Origin of the sequence: Curtobacterium sp. HSID17257, from assembly GCF_003989515.1 — a bacterium.
Taxonomy (GTDB): Bacteria; Actinomycetota; Actinomycetes; order Actinomycetales; family Microbacteriaceae; genus Curtobacterium.
Map to the genome: position 1 here is coordinate 1 of NZ_RBLU01000048.1, position 23,261 is coordinate 23,261.

The 23,261-nt window shown below is 73.0% G+C and carries 25 protein-coding genes; 15 read left to right on the forward strand and 10 right to left on the reverse strand.

The window, feature by feature from the left end; all coding sequences use genetic code 11:
• From D8M35_RS09215 to D8M35_RS09235, 5 genes are all read right to left on the reverse strand, one after another.
• Nucleotides 1-504 (reverse strand): SIS domain-containing protein (locus tag D8M35_RS09215; RefSeq protein ID WP_126891587.1); only part of this gene is annotated, 504 nt, incomplete at its 3' end.
• The gene (locus D8M35_RS09220; RefSeq protein ID WP_126891588.1) at nucleotides 501-1,904 is read right to left on the reverse strand and encodes a glycosyltransferase; all 1,404 of its coding nucleotides are present in this window, start codon (nucleotides 1,902-1,904) and stop codon (nucleotides 501-503) included. The genes D8M35_RS09220 and D8M35_RS09215, both read right to left, overlap by 4 nt.
• A complete protein-coding gene (locus D8M35_RS09225; protein ID WP_126891589.1) occupies nucleotides 1,901-2,902 on the reverse strand; it encodes a glycosyltransferase in 1,002 nt (333 codons plus the stop codon). Before D8M35_RS09225 ends, D8M35_RS09220 begins: the two co-directional genes overlap by 4 nt.
• A 147-nt stretch (nucleotides 2,903-3,049) precedes the next feature.
• A complete protein-coding gene (locus tag D8M35_RS09230; protein ID WP_238638170.1) occupies nucleotides 3,050-4,168 on the reverse strand; it encodes a glycosyltransferase family 9 protein in 1,119 nt (372 codons plus the stop codon).
• Nucleotides 4,165-4,716 carry an HAD-IIIA family hydrolase gene (locus D8M35_RS09235; RefSeq protein ID WP_126891590.1) on the reverse strand — a complete coding sequence of 184 codons (552 nt, stop codon included), beginning with the start codon at nucleotides 4,714-4,716 and terminating at the stop codon, nucleotides 4,165-4,167. The genes D8M35_RS09230 and D8M35_RS09235 overlap by 4 nt, the downstream gene beginning before the upstream one ends.
• 61 nt (nucleotides 4,717-4,777) lie before the next feature.
• On the opposite strand from D8M35_RS09235, the gene D8M35_RS09240 reads away from it, so the two are divergent.
• The 4 genes from D8M35_RS09240 (at nucleotide 4,778) to D8M35_RS09255 (ending at nucleotide 7,882) form a co-directional block, all read left to right on the forward strand.
• On the forward strand, nucleotides 4,778-5,794 hold the full coding sequence (locus tag D8M35_RS09240; RefSeq protein WP_126891591.1) for a glycosyltransferase family 9 protein: 1,017 nt from the start codon (nucleotides 4,778-4,780) through the stop codon (nucleotides 5,792-5,794).
• A 61-nt stretch (nucleotides 5,795-5,855) separates the two neighbouring features.
• The gene (locus D8M35_RS09245; protein ID WP_126891592.1) at nucleotides 5,856-6,212 is read left to right on the forward strand and encodes a PRC-barrel domain-containing protein; all 357 of its coding nucleotides are present in this window, start codon (nucleotides 5,856-5,858) and stop codon (nucleotides 6,210-6,212) included.
• Between the two features lie 110 nt (nucleotides 6,213-6,322).
• On the forward strand, nucleotides 6,323-7,378 hold the full coding sequence (locus D8M35_RS09250; protein WP_126891593.1) for an SGNH/GDSL hydrolase family protein: 1,056 nt from the start codon (nucleotides 6,323-6,325) through the stop codon (nucleotides 7,376-7,378).
• Nucleotides 7,379-7,411: 33 nt separating this feature from the next.
• On the forward strand, nucleotides 7,412-7,882 hold the full coding sequence (locus D8M35_RS09255) for an NUDIX domain-containing protein (protein WP_126891594.1): 471 nt from the start codon (nucleotides 7,412-7,414) through the stop codon (nucleotides 7,880-7,882).
• 22 nt (nucleotides 7,883-7,904) lie between these two features.
• On the opposite strand, the gene D8M35_RS09260 is transcribed toward D8M35_RS09255, so the two are convergent.
• Both D8M35_RS09260 and D8M35_RS09265 read right to left on the reverse strand, forming a co-directional pair.
• Nucleotides 7,905-9,287 (reverse strand): MFS transporter, encoded by a 1,383-nt coding sequence (locus D8M35_RS09260; protein WP_161972635.1) that lies wholly within the window; start codon nucleotides 9,285-9,287, stop codon nucleotides 7,905-7,907.
• A 231-nt stretch (nucleotides 9,288-9,518) separates the two neighbouring features.
• On the reverse strand, nucleotides 9,519-10,385 hold the full coding sequence (locus D8M35_RS09265; protein ID WP_126891596.1) for a hypothetical protein: 867 nt from the start codon (nucleotides 10,383-10,385) through the stop codon (nucleotides 9,519-9,521).
• Nucleotides 10,386-10,459: 74 nt separating this feature from the next.
• On the opposite strand from D8M35_RS09265, the gene D8M35_RS09270 reads away from it, so the two are divergent.
• Complete coding sequence (locus tag D8M35_RS09270; RefSeq protein WP_126891597.1) at nucleotides 10,460-10,720, forward strand: hypothetical protein; 261 nt, start codon at nucleotides 10,460-10,462, stop codon at nucleotides 10,718-10,720.
• 22 nt (nucleotides 10,721-10,742) lie between these two features.
• On the opposite strand, the gene yidC is transcribed toward D8M35_RS09270, so the two are convergent.
• Nucleotides 10,743-11,477 carry a membrane protein insertase YidC gene (gene yidC / locus D8M35_RS09275; protein ID WP_126891598.1) on the reverse strand — a complete coding sequence of 245 codons (735 nt, stop codon included), beginning with the start codon at nucleotides 11,475-11,477 and terminating at the stop codon, nucleotides 10,743-10,745.
• Nucleotides 11,478-11,533: 56 nt separating this feature from the next.
• The gene (locus tag D8M35_RS09280; protein ID WP_126891599.1) at nucleotides 11,534-11,836 is read right to left on the reverse strand and encodes a hypothetical protein; all 303 of its coding nucleotides are present in this window, start codon (nucleotides 11,834-11,836) and stop codon (nucleotides 11,534-11,536) included.
• Between the two features lie 66 nt (nucleotides 11,837-11,902).
• On the opposite strand from D8M35_RS09280, the gene ybaK reads away from it, so the two are divergent.
• The 3 genes from ybaK to D8M35_RS09295 all read left to right on the forward strand — a co-directional run bounded on the left by ybaK (nucleotide 11,903) and on the right by D8M35_RS09295 (nucleotide 15,896).
• Nucleotides 11,903-12,388: a Cys-tRNA(Pro) deacylase gene (gene ybaK, locus D8M35_RS09285; protein WP_126891600.1), complete on the forward strand. Its 486-nt coding sequence runs from the start codon at nucleotides 11,903-11,905 to the stop codon at nucleotides 12,386-12,388.
• Between the two features lie 95 nt (nucleotides 12,389-12,483).
• The gene (locus D8M35_RS09290; RefSeq protein WP_126891601.1) at nucleotides 12,484-15,075 is read left to right on the forward strand and encodes an ATP-dependent Clp protease ATP-binding subunit; all 2,592 of its coding nucleotides are present in this window, start codon (nucleotides 12,484-12,486) and stop codon (nucleotides 15,073-15,075) included.
• Nucleotides 15,076-15,647: 572 nt separating this feature from the next.
• Nucleotides 15,648-15,896, forward strand: coding sequence for a hypothetical protein (locus tag D8M35_RS09295; protein WP_126891602.1), 249 nt, complete (start codon nucleotides 15,648-15,650; stop codon nucleotides 15,894-15,896).
• A 141-nt stretch (nucleotides 15,897-16,037) separates the two neighbouring features.
• Here the strand turns inward: D8M35_RS09295 and D8M35_RS09300 are convergent, their stop codons facing one another.
• Nucleotides 16,038-17,045 carry a glycoside hydrolase family 6 protein gene (locus tag D8M35_RS09300; protein WP_126891603.1) on the reverse strand — a complete coding sequence of 336 codons (1,008 nt, stop codon included), beginning with the start codon at nucleotides 17,043-17,045 and terminating at the stop codon, nucleotides 16,038-16,040.
• A 164-nt stretch (nucleotides 17,046-17,209) separates the two neighbouring features.
• Here D8M35_RS09300 and D8M35_RS09305 point away from each other — a divergent pair, with 164 nt between their 5' ends.
• The 7 genes from D8M35_RS09305 to D8M35_RS09335 form a co-directional block, all read left to right on the forward strand.
• A complete protein-coding gene (locus tag D8M35_RS09305; protein WP_126891604.1) occupies nucleotides 17,210-17,752 on the forward strand; it encodes an adenine phosphoribosyltransferase in 543 nt (180 codons plus the stop codon).
• A 94-nt stretch (nucleotides 17,753-17,846) separates the two neighbouring features.
• Complete coding sequence (gene thrS, locus D8M35_RS09310; protein WP_126891611.1) at nucleotides 17,847-19,835, forward strand: threonine--tRNA ligase; 1,989 nt, start codon at nucleotides 17,847-17,849, stop codon at nucleotides 19,833-19,835.
• Complete coding sequence (locus D8M35_RS09315) at nucleotides 19,835-20,461, forward strand: HIT domain-containing protein (RefSeq protein WP_126891605.1); 627 nt, start codon at nucleotides 19,835-19,837, stop codon at nucleotides 20,459-20,461. Before thrS ends, D8M35_RS09315 begins: the two co-directional genes overlap by 1 nt.
• Nucleotides 20,462-20,473: 12 nt before the next feature.
• Nucleotides 20,474-21,394, forward strand: coding sequence for a pyridoxal 5'-phosphate synthase lyase subunit PdxS (gene pdxS, locus D8M35_RS09320; RefSeq protein ID WP_126891606.1), 921 nt, complete (start codon nucleotides 20,474-20,476; stop codon nucleotides 21,392-21,394).
• Nucleotides 21,391-21,984 carry a pyridoxal 5'-phosphate synthase glutaminase subunit PdxT gene (gene pdxT, locus D8M35_RS09325; RefSeq protein ID WP_126891607.1) on the forward strand — a complete coding sequence of 198 codons (594 nt, stop codon included), beginning with the start codon at nucleotides 21,391-21,393 and terminating at the stop codon, nucleotides 21,982-21,984. Before pdxS ends, pdxT begins: the two co-directional genes overlap by 4 nt.
• 97 nt (nucleotides 21,985-22,081) lie before the next feature.
• Nucleotides 22,082-22,846, forward strand: a complete 765-nt coding sequence (locus D8M35_RS09330; RefSeq protein ID WP_126891608.1) for a YebC/PmpR family DNA-binding transcriptional regulator — start codon at nucleotides 22,082-22,084, stop codon at nucleotides 22,844-22,846.
• 4 nt (nucleotides 22,847-22,850) lie between these two features.
• The coding region (locus D8M35_RS09335) for a crossover junction endodeoxyribonuclease RuvC (protein ID WP_126891609.1) at nucleotides 22,851-23,261 on the forward strand (411 nt) is incomplete at its 3' end.

Here is a 23,261-nt window from a genome sequence, read left to right on the forward strand (position 1 = left end):
TTCGGCGAGCGGGTTCGGGCCGGGACCGGTCATCGCGATCGAGCGGGCACCGACGGCCCGCGCGGCCTCGGCGGCGCGGAGCAGGTTCGGGCTCTTGCCGCTCGTGCTGAGGAGCACGACGACGTCACCGGCGCGGGCGTGCGCCGTGACCTGGCGGGCGAAGACCTGGTCGTAGCCGTAGTCGTTGCCGATCGCGGTGACGGCGGAGCTCTCGGCGTGCAGGGAGATCGCCGAGTACGCCGGGCGGTCCCCGTCGAAGCGGCCGGTGAGCTCGGAGGTCAGGTGCTGCGCCTCCGCGGCCGACCCGCCGTTGCCGGCGGCGAGCAGCCGACGGCCGGCGACGAGCCGCGCGGCGATGTCGTCCGCCCACGCGGCGATGTGGTCCTTGTGGTCGACGAGCGACGCGATCACGGGCACCGAGGCGGCGATGTGGTCGACGACGGTCCGGACGCTGGCGCTCCCGGTCTCCGGCTCGCGGGTGCCGGTCTGCTGCTCGATGGTCATCGTGCGGTCCTCTCCGTCTGGTGCGGCAGCACCGCGGGCGTCGGGCGGGCGGTCCGTCCGGCGCGTCCGGGACGGGTGCCCGGGGTGGTCGTGGCGGGGGTGATCGTGACGGGCTCGTTCGACCCGGGTGCGGTGTCGGTGCCGGTCGCGGCCACGGGCGTGGCGAGGCCGTTCGCGGCACCGGCGACGAGCCGCTCGTAGACGCGCTCGCTCTCGGCGGCGACCTTGTGCCAGGTGTACCGGGCCTCGGCGCGTTCGCGCCCGGCGCGTCCGTAGGCGTCGCGGCGCTCGGGGTCGTCGAGGATCGCGCCGACGGCGGCGGCCACGGCGTCCTCGTCGCGGGGCGGGACGTGCAGGCCGGTGGCGTCCTCCACGACGGTGTCGATCAGGCCACCGACGCTCGACGCGACGACGGGGCGGCCGCACGCCATGGCCTCGAGCGGCACGATCCCGAAGGGCTCGTACCAGGGGGCGCAGACGACGACGTCGGCGCTGCGGTAGACGGCGGGCATGTCGTGCTGCCCGAGCTGGCCGCGGAAGGTCACGTGCTCCCGGACGCCGAGCGACCGGGCGAGGGCGTCGAGGCGCTGGTACTCCGGGTCGTCGGCCAGGTCGGCCCCGGCGGTGCCGGCACCGCCGACGACGACGAGCTCGGCCTCTCGGCCCTCGTCCAGCAGCTTCGCGAGGGCGGCGATGGTCGTGCCGACGCCCTTCCGGCGCACCAGGCGGGACGCGGTCAGGACCCGGTGGGGGCGTCCGCGCTCCTCGACGGGGCCGTCCGGCCGGAAGAGCTCGGTGTCGACCCCGCACGGCACCACGGAGATGGCGTGCAGCGGCACGCCGAGCGCCTTGAGCTCGAAGGCCTCGTCGGAGCACGTCGCGACGACCTGGTCGACGCTCCGGCCGACGGCGGGCTCGATCCACTCGCGCTCGGCGGGGCTCGTGTCGGCGGTGCCCTGGTGGCGACGCTTGACGACGCCCAGCGCGTGGAAGGTCTGCACGACGGGGATCCGGACACCGCCGGTCCGGGCGTGGACCTGCTTGACGGCCTCGAGCGCGGCGTGCCCGGACATCCAGAAGTGCCCGTGCACCACGTCGGGACGGTCGACGAACCACTCCGCCGCGAGCACCGACGCGAACGTGTCCATGAACGGGAAGAGGTCGTCCTTCGGCACGTGCCGGGCGGGACCGGCGTCGACGTGCACGACCTCGACGCCGGGGCGCAGGAGCACGCGGACGGGCTGGTCGGCGTCGTCGCGCCGCGTGTACACGGTCACCTGGTGGCCGCGGTCCGCCAGGGCTCCGGAGAGCTCGGCGACGTGCACGTTCTGTCCACCGGCGTCGACTCCGCCGAGCACCGCGAGCGGGCTCGCGTGCTCGGACACCATCGCGATCTTCATCGGAGGCTCCCTTCCAGTGCGGCGTCCGCCGCGCGTCCGCGTCGCGCACCACGCGCGACGGCGTCGTCGAGGAGGTCGTCCCAGTCCGCCAGGTACCGGCCGAGCGCGTGCCGCGCGAGCGCGGCCTCACGGGCGACGGCACCGCGGCGGCGGGCCTCCTCGGGGTCCTCCAGGAGCGTCCTGGAGGCACGGACCAGGTCGTCGACGTCGGTCGCGATCGCGCCGGCCTCGGCGGGCACGGTCCGCGGTGCGTCGGTCGTCGCGAGCACGAGGACCGGCATCGCCATGTGCATCGCCTCGATCAGCGACAGGCCGAGCGACGTCCACCGGTTCGGGTGCACGTAGGCGCGCCGCTGTGCGAGCGCGGCGTGCATCGGGTCGGCGGGCACGTCGCCGAGGGCGACGACACGGTCACCGAACCCGAGTTCGGGCAGGCGGTCGGTGCCCATGCCCCAGAGGTCGACGGGCGCGACCTCGGCGAAGCGGGGGAGCAGGTCGGTGCCGACCACGCGGCCGCGACGGACCGGCTCGTTGATCACGACGCCGAAGCGCTCGAGCTCGCCGGTGTACAGCGGCCCCGGGTCGACGACACCGTGCTCGACCACCGTGGTGCGGGTCGTGCCGCAGTCCCACATCAGGGCGTTCCAGTGCGTCACGTGCGCGATCACCAGGTCGCCGCGGTCCCGCATCGGGTGCAGGCTGCTCGGGACGTCGACCCGCGGGGCGTTGTGCTCGACGAAGACCGTCGGCACCTGGCGTCCGCCGAGCAGGCGCCTGGCCTCCTCGAGCTCCTCGGTGCGCTGCAGGACGACCACGTCGACCTCGGCGGCGGCGATGTCCGCCGGGTCGATCTCGATCGCGTTCGCCGGCCAGTCCCGCCCGCCGCGTCCGAGCCCCCAGCCGTCGCGGGCCGGGGTGGTCGGGATGAGGTACTCGTGGGGGCCGCGGACGAAGGCGTCCATCCAGCCGCCGTGCACGTGCCACACGAGGATCCGCATGCAGGGCCTTTCGACGGGTCGGTGCCCCTCCGGACAGCTGCTCCGTCGACGCTCGCGCGCGCTGCGCGGGTGCCGGGAAGAGGAGCAGGAGGAGCAGTGGCGCACGCTACGGGAGCACCGCTGGTGCTCCTCGCAGCTTCTCCGGCTTCATCCGCGGAGCGCAGTGCCGCGCCCGACGGGTCCGGACCCGTCCCCGCCTGCCAGCAGGCGTCCGTGTGCTGCGAGGACGTCCTTCACGCGCACTCCGGACAGGCACGGGTGCCCCGGGACCGGGCACTCGCGCGCCCGGCTCAGGCGGCAGGCGGCGGACTGGTCGCCGAGCAGCTCGACCTGCGGCGTGTAGGGCGCCCACTTCACGGCGGGCACGACGGGGGAGAACAGGCTCACGATCCTCGCGCCCACCGCGGCAGCGAGGTGCGCCGGGCCGGTGTTCCCGACGACGACGACCTCGGCACCGGCGAGCACCGCGGCGAGCTCTGCGGGCGACGTCCGACCGCCGAGGTCGACCGCGGTGTCGCCCGCGACGGCCGCGGTGAGGTCCCGCTCGCCCGGGCTGCCCGTGACGACCACCGGGACCCCGCGCTCGGCGTACGCGGCGACGAGGGCGCGGTGGTGTCCCTCCGGCCAGGAGCGTGCGGGGACGCTCGCGCCGGGGTGGACGACGACGTAGCGGTCGAGGGCGGCCACCTCGGGCGGTGCGACGGCGTCGTGCCGCACCACGAGCCTCCCGTCGTCCACCGGCGGCAGGGCGAACCCGGCGGCCTCGGCGATGCGGAGGGCACGCTCGGGTTCGGGGATGTCCTCGGGGAGGTCCTCGCCGGGCCGGAGTCGGACGTCGAGCAGCGACCCGGGGTGGTCGACCGACGCGCCGGAGACCCGGGGCACGCCCGCGAGCCGGAGCAGCAGGGCGACCGGGAGGGGTGACTGGTGGAACGACGTGAGGACGACGGCCTCGTCGGGCTGTTCCTCGGTGACCAGCGCGCGGAACTCGCCGAGCAGTGCGTCGTCGATCGGTCGGGCGGTCTCGGTGACCCACGGTGCTGCCCAGACACGCACCCGGTCGACCCCGGGCAGCAGTTCGGCTGCCGGCGACCCCTGCGGACCGCAGAGCATCGTGACGTGCGAGGCGCCGGCGGCGACGGCGCGGACGGCGGGCCCGGCGACCAGGACGTCGCCGAACGAGTCGAGCCGGACGACCAGGACGCGCGGGCCGCTGCGCGCGCTGCCCGACGTCGGCACGGCACGCGTGTGCTCGGGACGGCTCACGCGAGCGCTGCCGGGACGCGGGCCAGCACGAGGGACACGGCGTCGTCGAGCGAGGTCGCGACGGTCCCGGCCTCGTCCACCTCCGCGGTGCGCGTCCGCGGGGTCGGCACCAGGATCCCCTGCGCACCCGCGGCGGCGGCGGCCCCGACGTCGGCACCGATGTCCCCGACGACGACGACCTCCGACGGGTCGAGCCCGAGCCGACGGGCCGCGTCGAGCACCATGCCCGGACGCGGCTTGCGGCAGGCGCACCCGTCGCCGGCGTCGTGCGGGCAGACGCACCAGACGTCGAACGGGCCGACCAGTTCGTCCACCCGGGCGTTCGTCGCGTCGACCTGCTCGCGGGTCGCCAGGCCCTTCGCGATCGCCGACTGGTTCGTCACGACCCCGACGCGCAGGCCGGCGGCACGGGCACGCTCCACCGCCCGGTGCGCACCGGGCACGGGGACGACCTTGTGCGGGTCGGCGTTGTACGGGACGTCGATGACGAGGGTGTCGTCACGATCGAAGAGCAGACCGCGGACGACACGGTCCTTCGCGAGAGCCATGCTCCTTGGTACCGTCCGCCGGCCGGGAACCGGCCCAGGCGTGGCCGGATACCGTCGGACCGTGACCGCCGTCCCCGCCCTGCCCCCGTCCGACGGACGCCCGGACCTGCTCGTCCTGCGCGCCATCAAGCTCGGCGACGCGCTCGTCGCCGTCCCCGCCCTGCACGCACTCCGCCGGGCGTTCCCCGGTCACCGGATCACCCTGGCGACGACCGCGTGGCTCGCCCCGGTCGTCGAGCTGCTGCCGGTCGACGTGCACCTCGCGCAGCACGGCCTCGACCACCCGATCGCCGCCCCCGCCGGCGCGGTCGACGTCGTGGTCAACCTGCACGGCGCCGGGCCGGAGTCGTCCGACCTCGTCGCCGCGCTCGGTGCCCGACGGGTGATCGGCCACGCCGACCCGACGCACGGCTACGAGGGCCCGGAGTGGCCCGACGACGTCCACGAGCGGGAGCGCTGGGCGGACCTGATGACCTGGCACGGCATCCCCGCCGACCCGGACGAGGTCGCCATCGCACGGCCCGTCGCGCCGTCCGTCGCGCCCGGTGCCGCCGTCGTGCACATCGGTGCCTTCCACGGTGCGCGGCACTGGCCGACCGACCGGTTCGCGGACGTGGTGCGCGGGCTGCGGGACCGCGGTCTCGACGTGGTGCTGACGGGAGGCGCGGACGACGTCGAGCGCGCCACCACCGTCGCACGGACGGCCGGCCTGCCGCCGGAGGCGGTCCTCGCCGGTGCGCTGGAGCTGCAGGCGTTCGCGGGCGTCATCGCCTCGGCCGCGCTCGTCGTGACGGTCGACACCGGGGCGGCCCACCTCGCTTCCGCCTACGGGATCCCGTCCGTCGTGGTCTTCGGTCCGGCACCGCCCGAGTCGTGGGGTCCGCCCGCCTCCGGTCCGCACGTGGTGCTCACGGACGCGTCCGTCCGGCGCGGTGACGTGTTCGCCGAGGACCCGGACCCGGCGCTCCTGGCGGTCGGGGTCGACGACGTGCTCGCGGCGGTCGACTCGCTGCCGGTCGATGCTGCCGCTGCCGCTGCCGCGCCGGCCGCTCCGACCGCTCCGACCGCTTCGCCGTGAACCCGCCGAGTGCTCGTCGGTAGCGTCGAGGCGTACCTGTCCTGCTCGAAGGGAGCGCCCCGTGTTCGAAGCCGCCAACATCCGTGACTGGATCGGCCTGCCCGTCGTCGACGAGACCGACGACAAGATCGGCACGCTCGAGAGCATCTACTACGACACCGCGACGTCCGAGCCCGCCTTCGGCGCCGTCACGACCGGGCTGCCCGGGTTCCAGAAGCTGCTCTTCGTCCCGCTCGTCGGTGCGACGGTGGCGCCGAAGCACCTGCTCGTGACCTTCTCGAAGAAGCTCGTCAAGGACGCGCCGTCGATCCCCACCGACGGCGAGCTCGAGGCCTCGACCGAGCCGGTGCTGTACGAGCACTACGGGCTGCAGTACCAGACCGGCAGCAACGGCGAACGGCGCCTGGGCCGACGCTGACACCGCCGCTCGGGACGGGCAGGTAACCTTGCCCGTCCCGTCGCCGTGTCCACCCGGAGGACCCCCTGCACCGCACTGCCCGCCCGAAGCGGCTCACCGCCGTCGCCGCCGTGCTCGCCGTCCTCGCCGCGACCGTCGTCGCGCCGTGGAGCCCGGTCGCCGGCGTGGGCTCGTTCGTGGGGGTGCCTGGCGAGCGTGCCGTCGCGGCGCCGATGTGGCCGGTGCCCGCGCCCTACCCGGTCACGGACGACCCCGACGAGACGCTGTCCGACCTGCCACCCGGCAGCGAGTACGTCGCCCTCGGTGACTCGTACTCGGCCGGCTACGGCCTGTCCGATCCCACGCGCCTGCCGACCAGCGCCTGCGGCCAGTCCGCGCGTGACTACCCGCACCGGCTCGCAGCGCGCTTCGGCTTCGACCTGACCGACGTCACGTGCGCCGGCGCCACCAGCCGTGACGTGGTGTCCGGTCACCAGTTCCGCGGCGTGCCGCCCCAGGTCAGCGCGCTGTCCGAGGACACCCGGCTCGTCACGCTGACGATCGGCGGCAACGACGCCGACCTGTTCGGCACCGCCGCGTCCTGCCTCGCGCTGTCGTCCCGCGGGCCGGTGTTCTCCGGCCGTGATGCACCGTCGTGCCGCAGCACGCTGGTGCACGACGGCGTGGACGACCTCGACGTGCGGATCCGCTCGCGGGTCGCACTCGGGATCGCCGACACGCTGGCCGCGATCCGACAGGCCGCTCCGAACGCGGTCGTGGTCTTCCTGGGGTACCCGGCGATCTTCCCGGACGCCGCGCACACGCCGGCGGGGGGCTGCTTCCGATCGGCGCTCGACCTCGGGTCGCTGGTGGGGTCGTTCCCCCGGGACACCTACCCGTTCACGAACAGCGACGTCCGGTACCTGCACGACGTCCAGGAGTCCTTGAACGAGGTCTCGGCGTCCGCCGCCGAGGCCGCGGGGGTCCCGTTCGTCGACGTGTTCGCCGCAACGCAGGCGCACTCGGCCTGCGCCACCGACGACCCGTACGTCGCCGGCGTCTCGCTCTCCGGGGCCGGGGACCTGAGCCGCATCGACATGGAGCCCGGGGCCCTGCACCCGAACGGGCGCGGCGTCGCATGGCTGACCCGGCAGCTCGCGGCCGAGCTCCGGACGCTCGCGGGCTGACCGCTGCGCGACGGCGGGTCGTAGACTCGACCGGTGGTCACCAGCGCCGGGCTCCTGCTGCACCGTCGATCGCCGGTCGACGGGTCACTCGAGGTCCTCGTCGCGCACATGGGTGGGCCGTTCTGGCGTCGTCGTCCACGCGCGTGGTCGATCCCGAAGGGGCTCCTCGAGGACGGGGAGGACCCCCTCGCCACGGCACGCCGCGAGTTCGCCGAGGAGATCGGCGTCCCCGCTCCGGACGGCCCCGTGCTCGACCTCGGCGAGGTCCGGCAGGCCTCCGGGAAGCGCGTCCGGGTCTTCGCCCTGCGGGCGGACGGCTTCGTGGTCGACGAGGTGCGGAGCAACACCGTGCAGGTCGAGCTCCCGCGTGGGTCCGGACGGTTCGTGGAGGTCCCCGAGGTGGACGACGCGCGGTGGGTGGCCGTCGACGAGGCCCGCGAGCTGCTCGTCTCCGGTCAGGTGGCCTGTCTCGATCGACTGGTCGCGGCGACCGACGACGGGTGACGCACGGAGCGCTGCTCCCGGCTCAGCGGCGCCGCCGGGACCGCACCGACCCGGTGGCGGTCGAGACGGAGCCCGTGACGACGCCCACGGACCCGGTGATGGTCGCGATCGCGCGGCTGACGACGGGGACCGAGCTCGTGACGACGGCCAGCGACGACGTGATCGCCTCGATCGAGGTCGTCGACAGGTGCTCCTGCGTGTGCGAGTGCACCGGGAAGCCACGGCGCGCTGCGAGCACGACGCCGAGCGAGCCGACCAGCACGACGGCCCCGGCGAAGGGCAGGTACTGCAGGCCGACCGCTCCGAGCGCCTGACCGCCCACGGCGGCGCCGCCGGCGATGCCGATGTTCGACGCGCCGTTCACCAGGGCACCGGCGATGTCGGGGGAGACGCCGCCCGTGCGGATCGCCGCGGCCATGAACAGCGTGCCGGTCGTGCCGTTCGCCGCCATCCAGACGCCTGCGACCACCATCGTGCCGAGCAGCGACCCGTGCACGAACGGCAGCACGGCGAAGGCGGCAGCCATCACCGCGACCGCCGCGACCAGGGTCTGCCGCGGTGCCCGGTCGACGAACATGCCGGCGAGCCAGAGGCCGACGATGCCGGTCCCGCCGAGCACGAGGAGCGCTCCGCTCACCATGCCGGCGTCGAGTCCGGCGTCGATCGCGTACGGCCCGATGTAGGTGTAGACGACGTAGTGCCCGGCGAAGAGCAGCAGGTCGGCGACGATGACGGAGAGCAGCCCCGTGCGCGCCCAGGCACGCGGCGAGCCGACGTGCGGTGAGGCGGTCCCGCCCACCGCGGGCAGGAACGCCAGCGCGACCAGCGCGAGCGCGGCTGCGGCGAGCGCGACGGATCCCACGGCCGGACGCCACCCGATCGTCTGCGCGACCCACGTGGCGAGCGGAACGCCGAGGACGAAGCCGAGCGAGCTGCCGGAGTAGACGAAGGCGATCGCCCGACCCGCGAGCCGCGGCGGGACGATCCGCGTCGCGTAGGCGGACGCCACCGAGAAGAAGAGCGCGTGCGCCACACCGCCGACGACCCGACCTGCGCAGACCACGGCGAAGCTCGGCGCGAGGGCGACCAGCAGGTTCGAGACCGCGTAGCCCCCCAGGGTCGACACCAGCACCGCCTTGCGGGGGAGCCGTGCCGTCAGTGACGTCAGCGGGAGGGCGAGGATCGCGACGGCTGCCGCGTAGACGGTGACGACGATGCCCATCGTGGACTCGCTGACCCCGAGGTCGCGGCTCATCGTGCCGAGCAGCCCGACCGGCATGAGCTCGGTGGTGATCGCGAAGAAGGTGGCGAGCCCGAGCACGGCGATGCCGACGATCGACTGGGTGGTGACGGTGATCGGCCGCGTGTTCGTCGACACGGCCGAGGTGGTGGTGTTGGTGGACACGCTTGCTGACCTCCTCCGGGGAACGCCGGAGCACGCGTCGGACCGGCCGTCGTGACGGCGGTGCGCGGTGCGCGCTCGCGGTGGGTGTGGTGCGGGTCGGACGACCCGGTGTTGTGACGACTCCACGGCGAGTGCGCTCATCCAGTGTTGCACGGAGCATCCGGATCGCGCGAGGGGGCCGCCGAAGATTCTTGTAGCGCTCCAACGAGATGCTCGGACGAGCATTCCCGGTCAGTTCTCGTTCGTCACCGTGCCCTGCACCCCGCCACCGCGCAGGGTGATCGTCAGCGTCCCGCTCGCCGACTGCGCGGAGAGCGACACGTTCCCGTGCAGGGCGTCCTCCCGCGGGTAGCACGCCGTGGTCGACTCGAGGCGGTTCGCGGTCGCCACCAGGCAGATCGTCTCGCGGTCGGTCCCGACCCCCGCCCACACGTTCCACGGGGTCTCGAAGGCGCTGCCGTCCAGTGCGCGGTTCGTGAAGACCAGGCGCGTCGTCCGGAGGCTCACCGGAGCCTCGACCGGTCCCGGCAGCTGGTCCGCGTAGGTCTGCGGGATGTCGAGGAGCTCCTCGAGCGTGATCGCCCCGGGTGTCGGTGTCGTGCTCGGCGCGGCGACCCGCTCGCCGTCGGAGGTCCCGACCAGCGTGCCCGCCGCGAACGCCAGGCCGACGACGACCGCGGCGCCGAGCGCGATCCAGACGCGGGGGCGCGCGGTCCAGAGCAGCCCGCTCGCGCGCGTCCGCCACGTGCCCGGCCCGGCCGGGAGGCCCGCCACACTCCCGTCACGGACCGCGCCCGCTCCCGTGGCCGGTCGGTCGTCACCGGTCGGCCCTGCCGCTCCGGTGCCCGACGCCAGCGTGGTCTGCTGCGACTCCTGCTGCGGTGGCTCTGGCGGCTCCTGCTGCTGCGGCGGCGGCTCGTGCGTGTCCTGCACGACCGGCTCGGCGCCGTCACGTGCCCGGAGCGCGAGTCGAGCGCGCGCAGCGACCGCCGGCTCGACCCCGGCACCCCATGCGAGGGCCTCCAGTCGTGCCCGTTCCGCCGTGACGTCCTCGTCGGCCATGCGCGCTCCCGGTCCGGACGCACCGGACACGCTCATGTTCCCACCCGGACGGCGCCGCGTCCGGCCCCAGCGCGGGGGGCTGTCCAGTCCCCGAGGGGTAGACGGGTCGCATGACGACCGACGCAGGAACCGGGCACGACGGCACCCGACACGACGGCACCCGACACGACGCCACCCGACACGACGCCGACCCCGAGACCCTGGAGCCGCTGAGCCACGACACCCAGTCCGGTGAGGCCGACTACGTGGCGACGAGCCCGGGCGGCGCCGGCACCGAGCGGCACGTCCCCACCCCGGACGAGGAGCAGGGTCGCGGCACCGAGTACGAACCGGTCGACCAGGGTCCGCAGCAGGAGGGCCAGGGCGGCTGACCCCTCGGCTGCTGTACCGGCCTCAGCGCACCAGGCGTCGCAGCACCGCTCGTTCCCCGAGCGCCCAGACCGCGCTCGTGACGACGTACAGCGTGGCGGCGAGCGGCACCACCGCGGCGAAGACCACCGACACGAAGGGCGCCCACCGGACCAGCACCGCGGAGGCTCCGGCCCCCGGCTGCCCCGAGGGTCGCTCGACGGGGTTCCAGCGCGCCGCGGCTCGACGTGACGCCTCGACCGCCACCGCGAGGACGGCGAGCAGCACGAGCACCACCCAGGCGTGGCCCCAGAGCGGGGATGCGACCACGGCGAGCAGCGTGTGCCCGAGCGGGATCCCGACCAGTGTCGCGTCGAGCAGCGTGTTCGCGACTCCGGCGATCGAGGCGTGGGTGAACAGGGCGTACACGAGCGACAGGACCGGCGCCTGCGCGAGCACCGGCAGGCATCCGGCCAGCGGGGAGACGCGTTCCGAGGTGTACAGGCGCTGCACGGCCTCCTGCAGACGGCGGGTGTCGGACCCGTACCGACGGCGGAGCGCGGCGAGCTGCGGCGCGAGGCGTCGGCGGTCCCGCTCGGCACGCACCTGCAGCACGGAGAGCGGGACGAGCACGATGCGCACGACCAGGGTGAGCGCGACGACCGCGAGCGCGGCGGCCGCACTCCCGGCGACGGGGGAGAGCGCGGCGGTGAGGGAGGTGAGCAGGTCGGCGCCCGCCTGCAGCAGGGTGCTGACGACGGGCAGGGTGGAGAGGTCCATGACGTTCCGTTCGGTGGAGGGGTCGACGACGACGTGACCCGACCACCCGCGGGCGGTCAGGCCGGTGTCGGCACTCCCGGTGCTCGCGACCGCACCTGGCCGTCGGCGTCCGGGTGGCTCCACGCGATCCGCGTCGGCCGCTCCACCGCCGCGCCGGTCCGCTCGGCACGGCCGGCGTCCGGATCGACACCGAGCACGGTCGCGAGCAGGCGGACGACGAGCACGGTGACCGCGACCGCCGCGAGCCCGAGTGCGGCCACGGCGAGCAGGGGAGCCGGGGAACCGGCGGGACCGAGCAGTGCGGCGTCGCCGGTCTGCAGCACCGCGAGGGCACGCAGGAGGAGTTCGACGACGGTCATGGTCCGTTCAGCGTAACCCCCGCGTGCCGCGGTCGACCGGCAGGCTCGGGCGGGCAGGATCGGGCCATGACCGCAGGATCGCCGAGCACCCCAGCGACCCTCGCCCTCGAGCGGGCGGGGATCCCGTTCACGCCGCACGTGTACGAGCACCACGAGACCGCGACGAACTTCGGCGAGGAGGCGGCGGCGGCGCTCGGGCTCCGCGAGGACCAGGTCTTCAAGACCCTCGTGGTCGCCGTCGACGGCCAGCTGGCGGTGGCGGTCGTCCCCGTCGCGGACCGGCTCGACCTCAAGGCGATCGCAGCGGCGCTCGGCGGGAAGAAGGCCACGCTCGCGCAGCCGGCCCTCGCCGAGAAGCGGACCGGGTACGTGGTCGGCGGCATCAGCCCGGTCGGCCAGAAGACCCGCCTGCGCACGGTCGTCGACGCGTCGGCCCTCGAGCACCCGAGCATCTTCGTCTCGGGTGGACGTCGTGGGTTCGACATCGAGGTCGCCCCCGAGGACCTCGTCCGGGTCACCGAGGCGTCCACGGCACCGATCGCGCGGACCTGAGTCGAACCGACGCAGGTTCCTCCACCGGTCGGGAATGGCGCCGCTCCTCCTGCGTTGCATTGAGTCGAAGGCACTCAAGTTCCCAGGAGGTCCCGTTGCCAGCACCCTTCGGTCCGACCGGTGGCGACGACGCGTTCGACGCGTTCCTCGCCCGGCTCATCGCGGCCCAGCAGGCCGGCGCCCAGCGATCCGTACCGCTGGGACGCCCGGTCGACATCACGCGGCTCCTCAGCCGCCGCACCCACGAACTGCTCCAGCGCACCGCCGAGTACGCCGTCGCACAGGGCCAGCACGAGATCGACGCCCTGCACGTCCTGCACGTCCTCGTGCGGACCGAGCCCTTCGCCGCGGTCGTCCGCAGCGCCGGCGTCGACCCGGAGCAGTTCGCCGCCGAGGTCGAGCAGCGCCTCCCCGTGCCGTCCGAGCCTCGTCGCGAGCGGACCGGCCAGCCCGCACTGACCGGCACGGCGCAGCGGATCCTGCTCGAGGCGACGCAGGCCGCCCGGGCCTTCGGCAGCACGTACACCGACCCCGAGCACGTCTTCTTCGCGCTCGTCACCGACAAGGACACCGTCGCCGGGCAGCTGCTCGCGAGCGCCGGCGTCACCCCGCAGCACCTGCAGGAGCACGCCCAGCAGGCAGCGGCAGCAGCACGAGAGGGGCGTCCGATGCCCGGAGCCACCGACACCACGGCCGAGTCCACGAGCGACACCCCGACGCTCGACCGGTTCGGCACCGACCTCACCGAGCGCGCCCGTGACGGCCGCATCGACCCCGTGGTCGGCCGCGCGGACGAGATCGAGCAGACCGTCGAGATCCTGCTCCGCCGCACGAAGAACAACCCCGTCCTCATCGGCGAGCCCGGCGTCGGGAAGACCGCGATCGTCGAGGGGCTCGCGCAGCGCATCGCCGACGGCGACGTACCGAGCCTGTTGCAGGGCAAGCGCGTCGTCGCCCTCGACCTCGCGGGCATGCTCTCCGGCACCCGCTACCGCGGCGACTTCGAGGAGCGCCTGACGACGGCGATGGACGAGATCGCGGCGCACGCCGACGAGCTGATCGTATTCGTCGACGAGCTCCACACCGTCGTCGGTGCCGGCGGCGGCGGCGAGGGCGGGTCGATGGATGCCGGCAACATCCTCAAGCCCCGCCTCGCCCGCGGTGACCTGCACCTCGTCGGTGCGACGACGCTCAGCGAGTACCGCCGCATCGAGAAGGACGCGGCGCTCGAGCGGCGCTTCCAGCCGGTCACGGTGGGGGAGCCGAGCATCGAGGACGCCGTGGCGATCCTCGCGGGCCTCGCCCCGCGGTACGCCGAGCACCACGACGTCACCTACACCGACGGCGCCCTGCGCGCTGCGGTGGAGCTGTCGCACCGCTACGTCACCGACCGGCACCTGCCGGACAAGGCGATCGACCTCATCGACCAGGCCGGCGCCCGCCGACGCCTCGCCCTGTCGGGCGACGCGGACGTCGAGGCGCTCCGCGACCAGGTCGCGGAGCTGCGGGCCGACAAGGACCGCGCGGTGGCCGAGGAGCGCTACGAGGAGGCGTCGCGCCTGCGTGACGAGATCGACGGACTGGAGGCGCGGATCACCGCCGCCTCGCAGGCAGACGCGAGCAGCGCCTCCCGGCCGTCGTCCACCGACCGCGTGATCACCGAGGCGGACGTCGCCGAGGTGGTGTCGCGCGCCACCGGCATCCCGGCGACCCGCCTGTCCCAGGGTGACCGCTCGCGCCTCGCCACGCTCGAGGACGAACTCCACGAGCGCGTCGTCGGCCAGGACGACGCGGTACGCGCGATCGCGACCGCCGTCCGACGCAGCCGGACCGGCATGGGCGACCCCCGCCGCCCGGTCGGCAGCTTCCTGTTCCTCGGTCCGACGGGCGTCGGCAAGACCGAGCTCGCCAAGGCCCTGGCCGGATCGCTGTTCGGCGACGAGTCCGCGATGCTGCGCTTCGACATGAGCGAGTTCGGCGAGCGGCACACCGTCTCGCGCCTGGTCGGTGCCCCTCCCGGGTACGTCGGGTACGACGAGGCCGGCCAGCTCACCGAGCGCGTCCGTCGCAACCCGTACTCCGTCGTGCTGCTCGACGAGGTCGAGAAGGCACACCCGGACGTCTTCAACCTGCTGCTGCAGGTGCTCGACGACGGTCGCCTCACCGACGGGCAGGGGCGCACGGTCGACTTCCGCAACACGGTCGTCATCATGACGTCGAACCTCGGTTCCGAGTTCCTCGCGTCGCGCTCCGGCGCGCTCGGGTTCTCGGCATCGGCGGACGGCGGGTACGCGGAGGACGACCTGCGCGCCCGGGTGATGGGCAAGCTGCGCGAGTCGATGCGCCCGGAGTTCATCAACCGCATCGACGAGATCGTGCTCTTCCGCAAGCTGTCGCAGGAGCAGCTCCGGTCGATCGTCGACCTGCTGCTGCAGGACACTGCGCTCCGGCTCCTCGCGCAGGGGATGACCCTGTCGGTGTCCGACGCGGCGACGGAGTGGCTCGCCGAGCACGGCTACGAGCCGGAGTACGGCGCCCGACCGCTCCGCCGACTCATCCAGCGCGAGGTCGACGACCGCATCGCGACCCTCGTGGTGGACGAGCAGGCGCGCGAGGGCGACACCGTCCGGATCGACGTCGAGGACGGCGGGCTCGTGGCCCGCGCGTCCGCCCCTGCAGCGGTCTAGTCCGACCCGACCCCGAGCACGGCCCCGGTACCCGAGCGGCACCGGGGCCGTTCCGCGTCCGGCGGTGCCGATCGTGTTCGGAGATGCAATTCCAGGAATGTTGGGGAAAGGGGTTGCGCTCGCATTCCCGACGCCGATAGTGTTCACGAGCATCACCGGCTGTACGAGACCGAGAGGGGGCCGACAATGATGATCTGCACGACGAACCCGTTCCGTGGAATCCGTGGGATCGGCGGCACCCCGCTCCGTTCGCACTGACGCGGGACGTCCCGCTCCAGCTGTTCTTCCTCGATCGACCGAGGCATCCGCACCGCTGCACTGACGTGACCACGCGGTGACGCCGTACCGGTTGCTCCGGCACAGCCCTGCTGCGCTGGGCCGGACCGCGAGCGGCGGACGTCTCCCGCGACGACTCCACGCGGTGACCCGAGCCGGTCACCGACAATGCAGCCGTGCATTCCTGCGCGCCCTGCGATCATTCTCGCCCGCATTCCCCGGGCGTTCTTGCGGACCCGTTCCCGACGCATTCGTGCGCTCGGCAGTCGGGTTCACCGTCATGCCCTCGGGCACCCATGAAAGGCACCATCGTGTCGAACGACATCGACGTCCGTCGCCCCGATACCCGCGCGGTGCGCCGCCGGGTCACGCTCGCCGACCGCATCGCCCTCCGGATCGGCATGTCGCTGATCATCTGGAGTCGCCGGACGCACCGGGTGCGTCCCACGGTCGACCCCGCGACCCGGCAGCGGCTCGACCGCGAGCGGCGCGAGCGCGAGCTCGACCTGCTCGTCCGGAGCGCCCCCATGCGCATGTGGCGCTGACGCGCGCTCGGTCTTGCGCTCGAGCGCTGCACCACCTCCGAACCACGAGGACGACATCGAACCAGGCCCGTCGCCTGGTTCGATGTCGGGTTCCTGGTTCGACGCCGACGCCGACGCCGACGCCGACGTCCCCGTCCGCGCCTACCGCTTCCGGTTGGCCACCAGTGCCACCGCGTACGACGGGAACCACGTCCCCGCCCGCGGTCCGCCGTTGCAGGTCCCGTCGCTCGCCCCGGGCGTCTTGACCCAGAGCAGGGCGTCGAGCCGGGTCGTGCCCGCTGCGACCTGCGGTCGCCCGCCGAGTCCGGCCCCGGTCGGGTTGCACCAGGTCCCGAGCCATCCACGGCCGTTCCGCGACACGTCGACGACGTACCGTGCACCGCCCGTCATCGTGCTGAGTCGCTCCGCGTAGGCCCGCTCGCCGTCGACGCCGTAGAAGTTCGCGACGTTCGTGAAGAAGCCGCGGGCCTGGGCGACACCGGCCTCCCGCAGGAAGGTCGCCTGCAGTTCCGCGCTGTTCCAGTTCTCGTTCCCGCCGTCCAGGTACGCCGGCACGCCCGCCGCGGCGAAGTCGCGCACGGCGGCAGCGATGATCGCCGGCCGGCGCGCGCGTTCGGCGGTGCACGAGCTCAGGTGCGCCAGCGAGTCCGGCTCCACGACCACCACTGCCCGGTGCCCCATGAGGTCGGCGGCGATGCGGCGGTTCCACTTGGCGTACTGCGACGGGCTGAGACCACCTGCCGAGTAGCCACCGCAGTCGCGGTTCGGGACGGCGTAGGTCACGAACACCGGTGTGGTGCCGGCCTTCTCCGCAGCGGCGAGGTTCCGTGCGATCACCCGGTCCAGCGCGTCGCCCGTGTACCACTCGCCGAGCCAGATCGCGATCGGCTGCTGCGCGATGGTCCGGGCCGCAGCGGCCTCGGTCGTCCTCCCCGCCGCGCTGAGCGCCGCCGCTGCCTGCGCGGGCTGGCTGTCCGGCTGCACGAACAACCCGCCGGCGAAGACCTGCGCCGGGGTCGCGGTGTGCAGGGCGGCGACCGGCACCGGTGCCGCGGACGCAGCCGTCGCAGCCGCGGGGGAACCGACGGTGCTCGCCACCGCCGTCGCCGCGACGGCCAGCGTGAGCAGTGTCCTGATCCTCGAGTGCATGGTCCCCGTCCCGTTCCCGTCCGTTGCCGGGACGCCCAGGACGTCCCGTTCCACCTGCCGCTGACCATCAGAACCCGCGGAGCGGCGGCGGGGCGATCTCCAGAACGAGGGACAGGCACCGACGGTCGGCGTGTGCCGTGCCCGCGGTCGCGTACCGTTGTGCAGTGACCGAAACCGCAGCTGCACTCGTCGAACGCCTGACCGCCATCGTCCCGGACTTCCCGAAGCCCGGCATCCTGTTCCGCGACGTGACGCCGGTGTTCTCCGACCCCGTGGCCTTCGGTCGTGTCTGCGAGGCACTCGCCGCGCCCTTCGCGATCGGCGGCGGCTTCCAGGCGGTCGCCGGCATCGAGGCCCGCGGCTTCGCCCTGGCCGGCGGCATCGCGGCGCAGCACCAGGTCGGCGTGCTGACGGTGCGGAAGGCCGGCAAGCTCCCCGGCGAGGTCCTCAGCGAGCAGTACGCGCTCGAGTACGGCGAGGCCGAGCTCGAGCTGCGCCCGGGCCAGCTCCCGCAGGGCACGCGCGTGCTCGTCGTCGACGACGTCCTCGCGACCGGGGGCACCGCGGCGGCGACGATCACCCTGCTCGAGCGTGCCGGGTACGAGGCGATCGGGTTCGCATCCCTGCTCGAGCTCGACGGGCTCGCCGGCCGGGAGCGCCTCGAGCCCCGCCTGCCCGTCACCACCCTCGGCCGCGTCCCCGCCTGAACCGGCCCGGCCGCGCACTAGTCTTGACCCACCCCTGAACCAACCGAGGAGCACCACGATCGTGACCGACGCAGTCGCACCCGAGCCCGCAGACCTGCCCCAGGCACCCGAGCCCCGCACCGCGACGACGGCCACGACGGGCACCGAGCTGTTCGACGGGGAGCGCGGCGTCGTCGCCATCCGCGTCGACGGCGTCCTCAAGGACCTCGACGCGACCGTGCAGGACGGCGAGACCGCCGAGGCCGTGACACTGCAGGAGCAGGACGGCCTCGACATCCTCCGTCACTCCGCCGCCCACGTCCTGGCGCAGGCGGTGCAGCAGATCAACCCCGACGCCGAGCTCGGCATCGGCCCGCCCGTCACGGACGGCTTCTACTACGACTTCGGCGTCGCCGAGCCCTTCACGCCCGAGGACCTCAAGGCGATCGAGAAGGGCATGGACCGGATCATCCGGCAGGCCCAGCGCTTCCGTCGCGTCGTCGTCACCGACGACGAGGCGCGCGAGCGCATGGCGGGGGAGCCCTTCAAGCAGGAGCTCATCGGCCTCAAGGGTGCAGCGGACGAGGGCGACTCCGGCGAGAGCGTCGAGGTCGGTGCCGGCGAGCTGACGGTCTACGAGAACGTCGACCCGAAGACGGGCGAGGTCGTCTGGCAGGACCTCTGCCGCGGCCCGCACGTCCCGCACACCCGCTGGATCGGCAACGCGTCGAAGCTCATGCGCGTCGCCGCGGCGTACTGGCGCGGCTCGGAGAAGAACCCGCAGCTGCAGCGCATCTACGGCACCGCGTGGCCGGACAAGGACCAGCTCAAGGCGTACCAGCTGCGCTTGGAAGAGGCGGCGAAGCGCGACCACCGCAAGCTCGGCGCCGAGCTCGACCTGTTCTCGTTCCCGGACGAGATCGGTTCGGGTCTGGCGATCTTCCACCCGAAGGGCGGCATCATCCGCCGCGAGATGGAGGACTACTCGCGCCGCCGGCACGAGCAGGAGGGCTACTCCTTCGTCTACACGCCGCACATCACCAAGGGCGACCTGTTCGAGCAGTCCGGTCACCTCGGCTGGTACAAGGACGGCATGTTCCCGGCCATGCACATGGACGAGGCACGCGACGAGGACGGCAACGTCACCCGGCAGGGGGCGGACTACTACCTCAAGCCGATGAACTGTCCGATGCACATCCTGGCGTACCGCTCGCAGGCCCGGTCGTACCGCGACCTGCCGCTGCGGATGTTCGAGTTCGGCACGGTGTACCGCAACGAGAAGTCCGGCGTGATCCACGGCCTGACCCGCGTGCGCGGCATGACCCAGGACGACGCCCACATCTTCACCACGCAGGAGAAGATGAAGGAGGAGCTGACGACGACGCTCCAGTTCGTGCTCTCGCTGCTCCGCGACTACGGCCTCGACGACTTCTACCTCGAGCTCTCCACGAAGGACCCGGAGAAGTACGTGGGCGACGACGACGTGTGGGAGGTCGCGACCAACACCCTGCGCGAGGTCGCCGAGGAGTCGGGCCTCGAGCTCGTCCCGGACCCCGCCGGCGCGGCGTTCTACGGCCCGAAGATCTCGGTGCAGGCCCGCGACGCGATCGGCCGCACGTGGCAGATGTCGACCGTGCAGCTCGACTTCAACCTGCCCGAGCGCTTCGAGCTCGAGTACACCGCGCCGGACGGCTCGCGCCAGCGTCCGGTGATGATCCACCGCGCCCTGTTCGGCTCCATCGAGCGGTTCTTCGGTGTCCTCACCGAGCACTACGCCGGCGCGTTCCCGGCATGGCTGTCCCCGGTGCAGGTCGTCGCGATCCCGGTCGCGGCCGAGTACGGCGACTACCTCGACGAGGTCGTCGCGAAGCTCCGGTCGCACGGCGTCCGTGCCGAGGTCGACCACTCGGACGACCGCATGCAGAAGAAGATCCGCACGCACACCAAGGCGAAGGTGCCGTTCCAGCTCATCGCCGGTGGTGACGACCGCGACGCCGGTGCGGTCTCGTTCCGCTTCCGCGACGGTCGCCAGGACAACGGCGTGCCCGTCGACGAGGCCGTCGACCGCATCCTCACCGCGATCCGCGACCGCACGCAGGTCTGATGGGCCAGGAACAGCCGGGAGGCACACCGGACGTCCCCGGGACCGGTCACGTCGACGACGTGGTCGGTCCCGACCCACTGGTGATCCGCGACGCCGCGACCGGCGCCGCGGTTCCCGACGCCTTCCAGCGCCTGTGGAACCCGCACCGGATGGCGTACATCGACGCCGGCCGCGACGGGAAGGGCCGAGGAGACGAGGACGACTGCCCGTTCTGCGAGGCCCCGCGGAAGTGCGACGAGGACGCCCTGATCGTCGCCCGCGGCGAGCACGCCTACGTCCTGCTCAACCTGTTCCCGTACAACAACGGGCACCTGCTCGTCTGCCCCTACCGTCACGTCCCGCTGTACGACGAGGCGACCGCGGACGAGACCCGCGAGATGGCCGAGCTGACGCAGACCGCGATGCGGGTGCTGCGCGAGGTGTCGCACTGCGACGGGTTCAACATCGGGATGAACCAGGGCGAGATCGCCGGCGCCGGCGTGGCCGCGCACCTCCACCAGCACATCGTGCCGCGGTGGGCGTCGGACTCGAACTTCTTCCCGATCATCGCCCGCACGAAGTCGATGTCCCAGTTGCTCGGTGACACCCGCCGACTCGTCGCCGAAGGCTGGCCCGCCGCGGACTAGACTGTCGGCATCATGAGCGACAGCACCAGCACCTCGGACACCAACGGCACCTCGATCACCGGCTCCGACCGCGTCAAGCGCGGCCTGGCCGAGATGCTCAAGGGCGGCGTGATCATGGACGTCATCGACGCCGAGCAGGCCCGCATCGCGGAAGAGGCCGGCGCGACCGCCGTCATGGCACTCGAGCGCGTCCCCGCCGACATCCGTGCGCAGGGCGGCGTCGCCCGCATGTCCGACCCGTCGATGATCGAGGAGATCATCGCCGCGGTGTCCATCCCGGTCATGGCGAAGGCCCGCATCGGCCACTTCGTCGAGGCCCAGGTCCTGCAGGAGCTCGGCGTCGACTACATCGACGAGTCCGAGGTGCTGTCGCCCGCCGACTACGTCAACCACATCGACAAGTGGAACTTCACCACCCCCTTCGTCTGCGGTGCCACCAACCTGGGCGAGGCGCTCCGTCGCATCACCGAAGGCGCGGCGATGATCCGCTCCAAGGGCGAGGCCGGCACGGGTGACGTGTCCGAGGCGACGAAGCACATCCGCACCATCTCCAAGGAGATCGCGGCGCTGCGCCACCTCAAGGAGGACGAGCTCTACGTCGCCGCGAAGGAGCTCCAGGCGCCGTTCGACGTCGTCAAGGAGGTCGCGCAGACCGGCAAGCTCCCGGTCGTGCTCTTCACCGCCGGTGGTGTCGCGACCCCGGCCGACGCCGCGATGATGATGCAGCTGGGCGCGGACGGCGTGTTCGTCGGCTCCGGCATCTTCAAGTCGGGCGACCCGGCGAAGCGTGCCGCGGCGATCGTCAAGGCCGTCACCTTCCACGACGACCCGAAGGTCATCGCCGAGGTCTCCCGCGGGCTGGGCGAGGCCATGGTCGGCATCAACGTCGCCGACGTCCCCGCGCCGCACCGCCTCGCCGAGCGCGGCTGGTGAGCGCCCGACCCCGCATCGGGGTCCTCGCGCTGCAGGGCGACTTCCGTGAGCACATCGCCTCGCTGACGGAGCTCGGCGCCGACGTGGTGCCGCTCCGTCGGCCCGAGGAGATCGACGCGCTCGACGGCGTGGTGATCCCCGGCGGCGAATCGAGCGTCATGGACAAGCTGTCCCGGACGTTCGGCGTGGCGGAGCCGCTCGGCGCCGCGATCCGCGACGGACTGCCGGCGTACGGCACCTGCGCCGGGATGATCATGCTGTCCTCCCGGATCGCCGCGGGCATCCCGGGGCAGCAGACCCTCGACGTGCTCGACACCACCGTGCGCCGGAACGCCTTCGGCAACCAGAACGACTCCTTCGAGACCGACATCCCGATGCCGGCGCTCGGCGAGGCCCCCGTGCACGCGGTGTTCATCCGCGCGCCCGTGGTCGAGGAGCACGGGGCCGGCGTCCAGGTGCTCGGCGCCCTGGCCGACGGGCAGGTCGTCGCGGTGCAGCAGGGCAACGTCCTGGCCAGTGCGTTCCACCCCGAGGTCGCCGGTGAGGACCGCTTCCACCGCCGCTTCCTCGACCTCGTCCGCAGCGCCTGACCCGGTCACGCGGAGGACGCGACCCGCGGGGCGGCGGCGATCCGCGCCTCCCGGCCGGTAGACTGGTGCGGATCTTCCGCTAGACGCAAGGAGCACCGTGTCCGGGCATTCCAAGTGGGCAACGACCAAGCACAAGAAGGCGGTCATCGACCAGCGCCGTGCGAAGTCGTTCGCCAAGCTCATCAAGAACATCGAGGTCGCCGCGAAGATGGGCGGCGCGGACCTGTCGGGCAACCCGACGCTGGTCGACGCCGTGCAGAAGGCGAAGAAGACCTCGGTGCCGAACGACAACATCGACCGCGCGATCAAGCGCGGTGCCGGTCTGACCGGCGAGTCGATCGAGTACACGACGATCATGTACGAGGGCTACGGCCCGAACGGTGTCGCGATGCTCGTCGAGTGCCTCACGGACAACAAGAACCGTGCTGCGGCCGAGGTCCGCACGGCGATGTCCCGCAACGGCGGCACCATGGCCGACCCGGGCAGCGTCGCCTACAACTTCTCGCGCAAGGGCGTCATCTCGGTGACGAAGACCGACGGCCTCGACGAGGACACCGTCATGACGGCCGTGCTCGACGCGGGTGTCGAGGACGTCATCGACCAGGGCGGCGGCTTCGAGGTCATCACCGAGGCGAGCGACCTCGTCGCGGCGCGCACTGCCCTGCAGGACGCCGGGATCGACTACGACTCCGCCGACGCCGAGTTCGTGCCCGGCGTGAAGGTCCCCGTCGACGCCGACACGGCGCGCAAGGTCTTCAAGCTGATCGACGCGCTCGAGGACAGCGACGACGTGCAGAACGTCTACGCGAACTTCGACATCCCCGCGGACGTCCAGGCCGAGCTCGACGAGGACGAGGACTAGTCCGGTGCTCCGTGTGCTCGGGGTCGACCCCGGGCTCACCCGGTGCGGCGTCGGCGTGGTCGAGGTCGCTCCGAACCGGCGCGCACGACTCGTCCACGTGACGGTCGTGCGCACCCCGGCGGACATGGCGTTGGAGCAGCGGCTCCTGCGCATCGCCGACGGCATCGCGGCCGAGATCGACGAGCACCGCCCCGACGCGGTGGCCGTCGAACGGGTCTTCGCGCAGGCGAACGTCCGGACGGTGATGGGGACCGCGCAGGCGGCGGGACTGGCACTGCACGCCGCCGCCGCCCGCGGGCTGCCCGTCGGACTGCACACGCCGTCCGAGGTGAAGGCCGCCGTCACCGGCTACGGCAACGCCGACAAGCGGCAGGTGCAGACCATGATCGCGCGGGTGCTCGGCCTCGACGAAGCG

Excerpts from the sequence above, each read along its gene's own strand:
- D8M35_RS09220 (WP_126891588.1), bottom strand. The coding sequence starts at position 1,904 with ATGAAGATCGCGATGGTGTCCGAGCACGCGAGCCCGCTCGCGGTGCTC.
- yidC (WP_126891598.1), bottom strand. The coding sequence starts at position 11,477 with ATGGACCTCTCCACCCTGCCCGTCGTCAGCACCCTGCTGCAGGCGGGC.
- D8M35_RS09300 (WP_126891603.1), bottom strand. The coding sequence starts at position 17,045 with ATGCACTCGAGGATCAGGACACTGCTCACGCTGGCCGTCGCGGCGACG.
- D8M35_RS09295 (WP_126891602.1), top strand. The coding sequence starts at position 15,648 with ATGAAAGGCACCATCGTGTCGAACGACATCGACGTCCGTCGCCCCGAT.
- D8M35_RS09225 (WP_126891589.1), bottom strand. The coding sequence starts at position 2,902 with ATGCGGATCCTCGTGTGGCACGTGCACGGCGGCTGGATGGACGCCTTC.
- D8M35_RS09315 (WP_126891605.1), top strand. The coding sequence starts at position 19,835 with ATGGGCCAGGAACAGCCGGGAGGCACACCGGACGTCCCCGGGACCGGT.
- D8M35_RS09280 (WP_126891599.1), bottom strand. The coding sequence starts at position 11,836 with ATGACCGTCGTCGAACTCCTCCTGCGTGCCCTCGCGGTGCTGCAGACC.
- D8M35_RS09265 (WP_126891596.1), bottom strand. The coding sequence starts at position 10,385 with ATGAGCGTGTCCGGTGCGTCCGGACCGGGAGCGCGCATGGCCGACGAG.
- ybaK (WP_126891600.1), top strand. The coding sequence starts at position 11,903 with ATGACCGCAGGATCGCCGAGCACCCCAGCGACCCTCGCCCTCGAGCGG.
- D8M35_RS09270 (WP_126891597.1), top strand. The coding sequence starts at position 10,460 with ATGACGACCGACGCAGGAACCGGGCACGACGGCACCCGACACGACGGC.
- D8M35_RS09235 (WP_126891590.1), bottom strand. The coding sequence starts at position 4,716 with ATGGCTCTCGCGAAGGACCGTGTCGTCCGCGGTCTGCTCTTCGATCGT.
- pdxS (WP_126891606.1), top strand. The coding sequence starts at position 20,474 with ATGAGCGACAGCACCAGCACCTCGGACACCAACGGCACCTCGATCACC.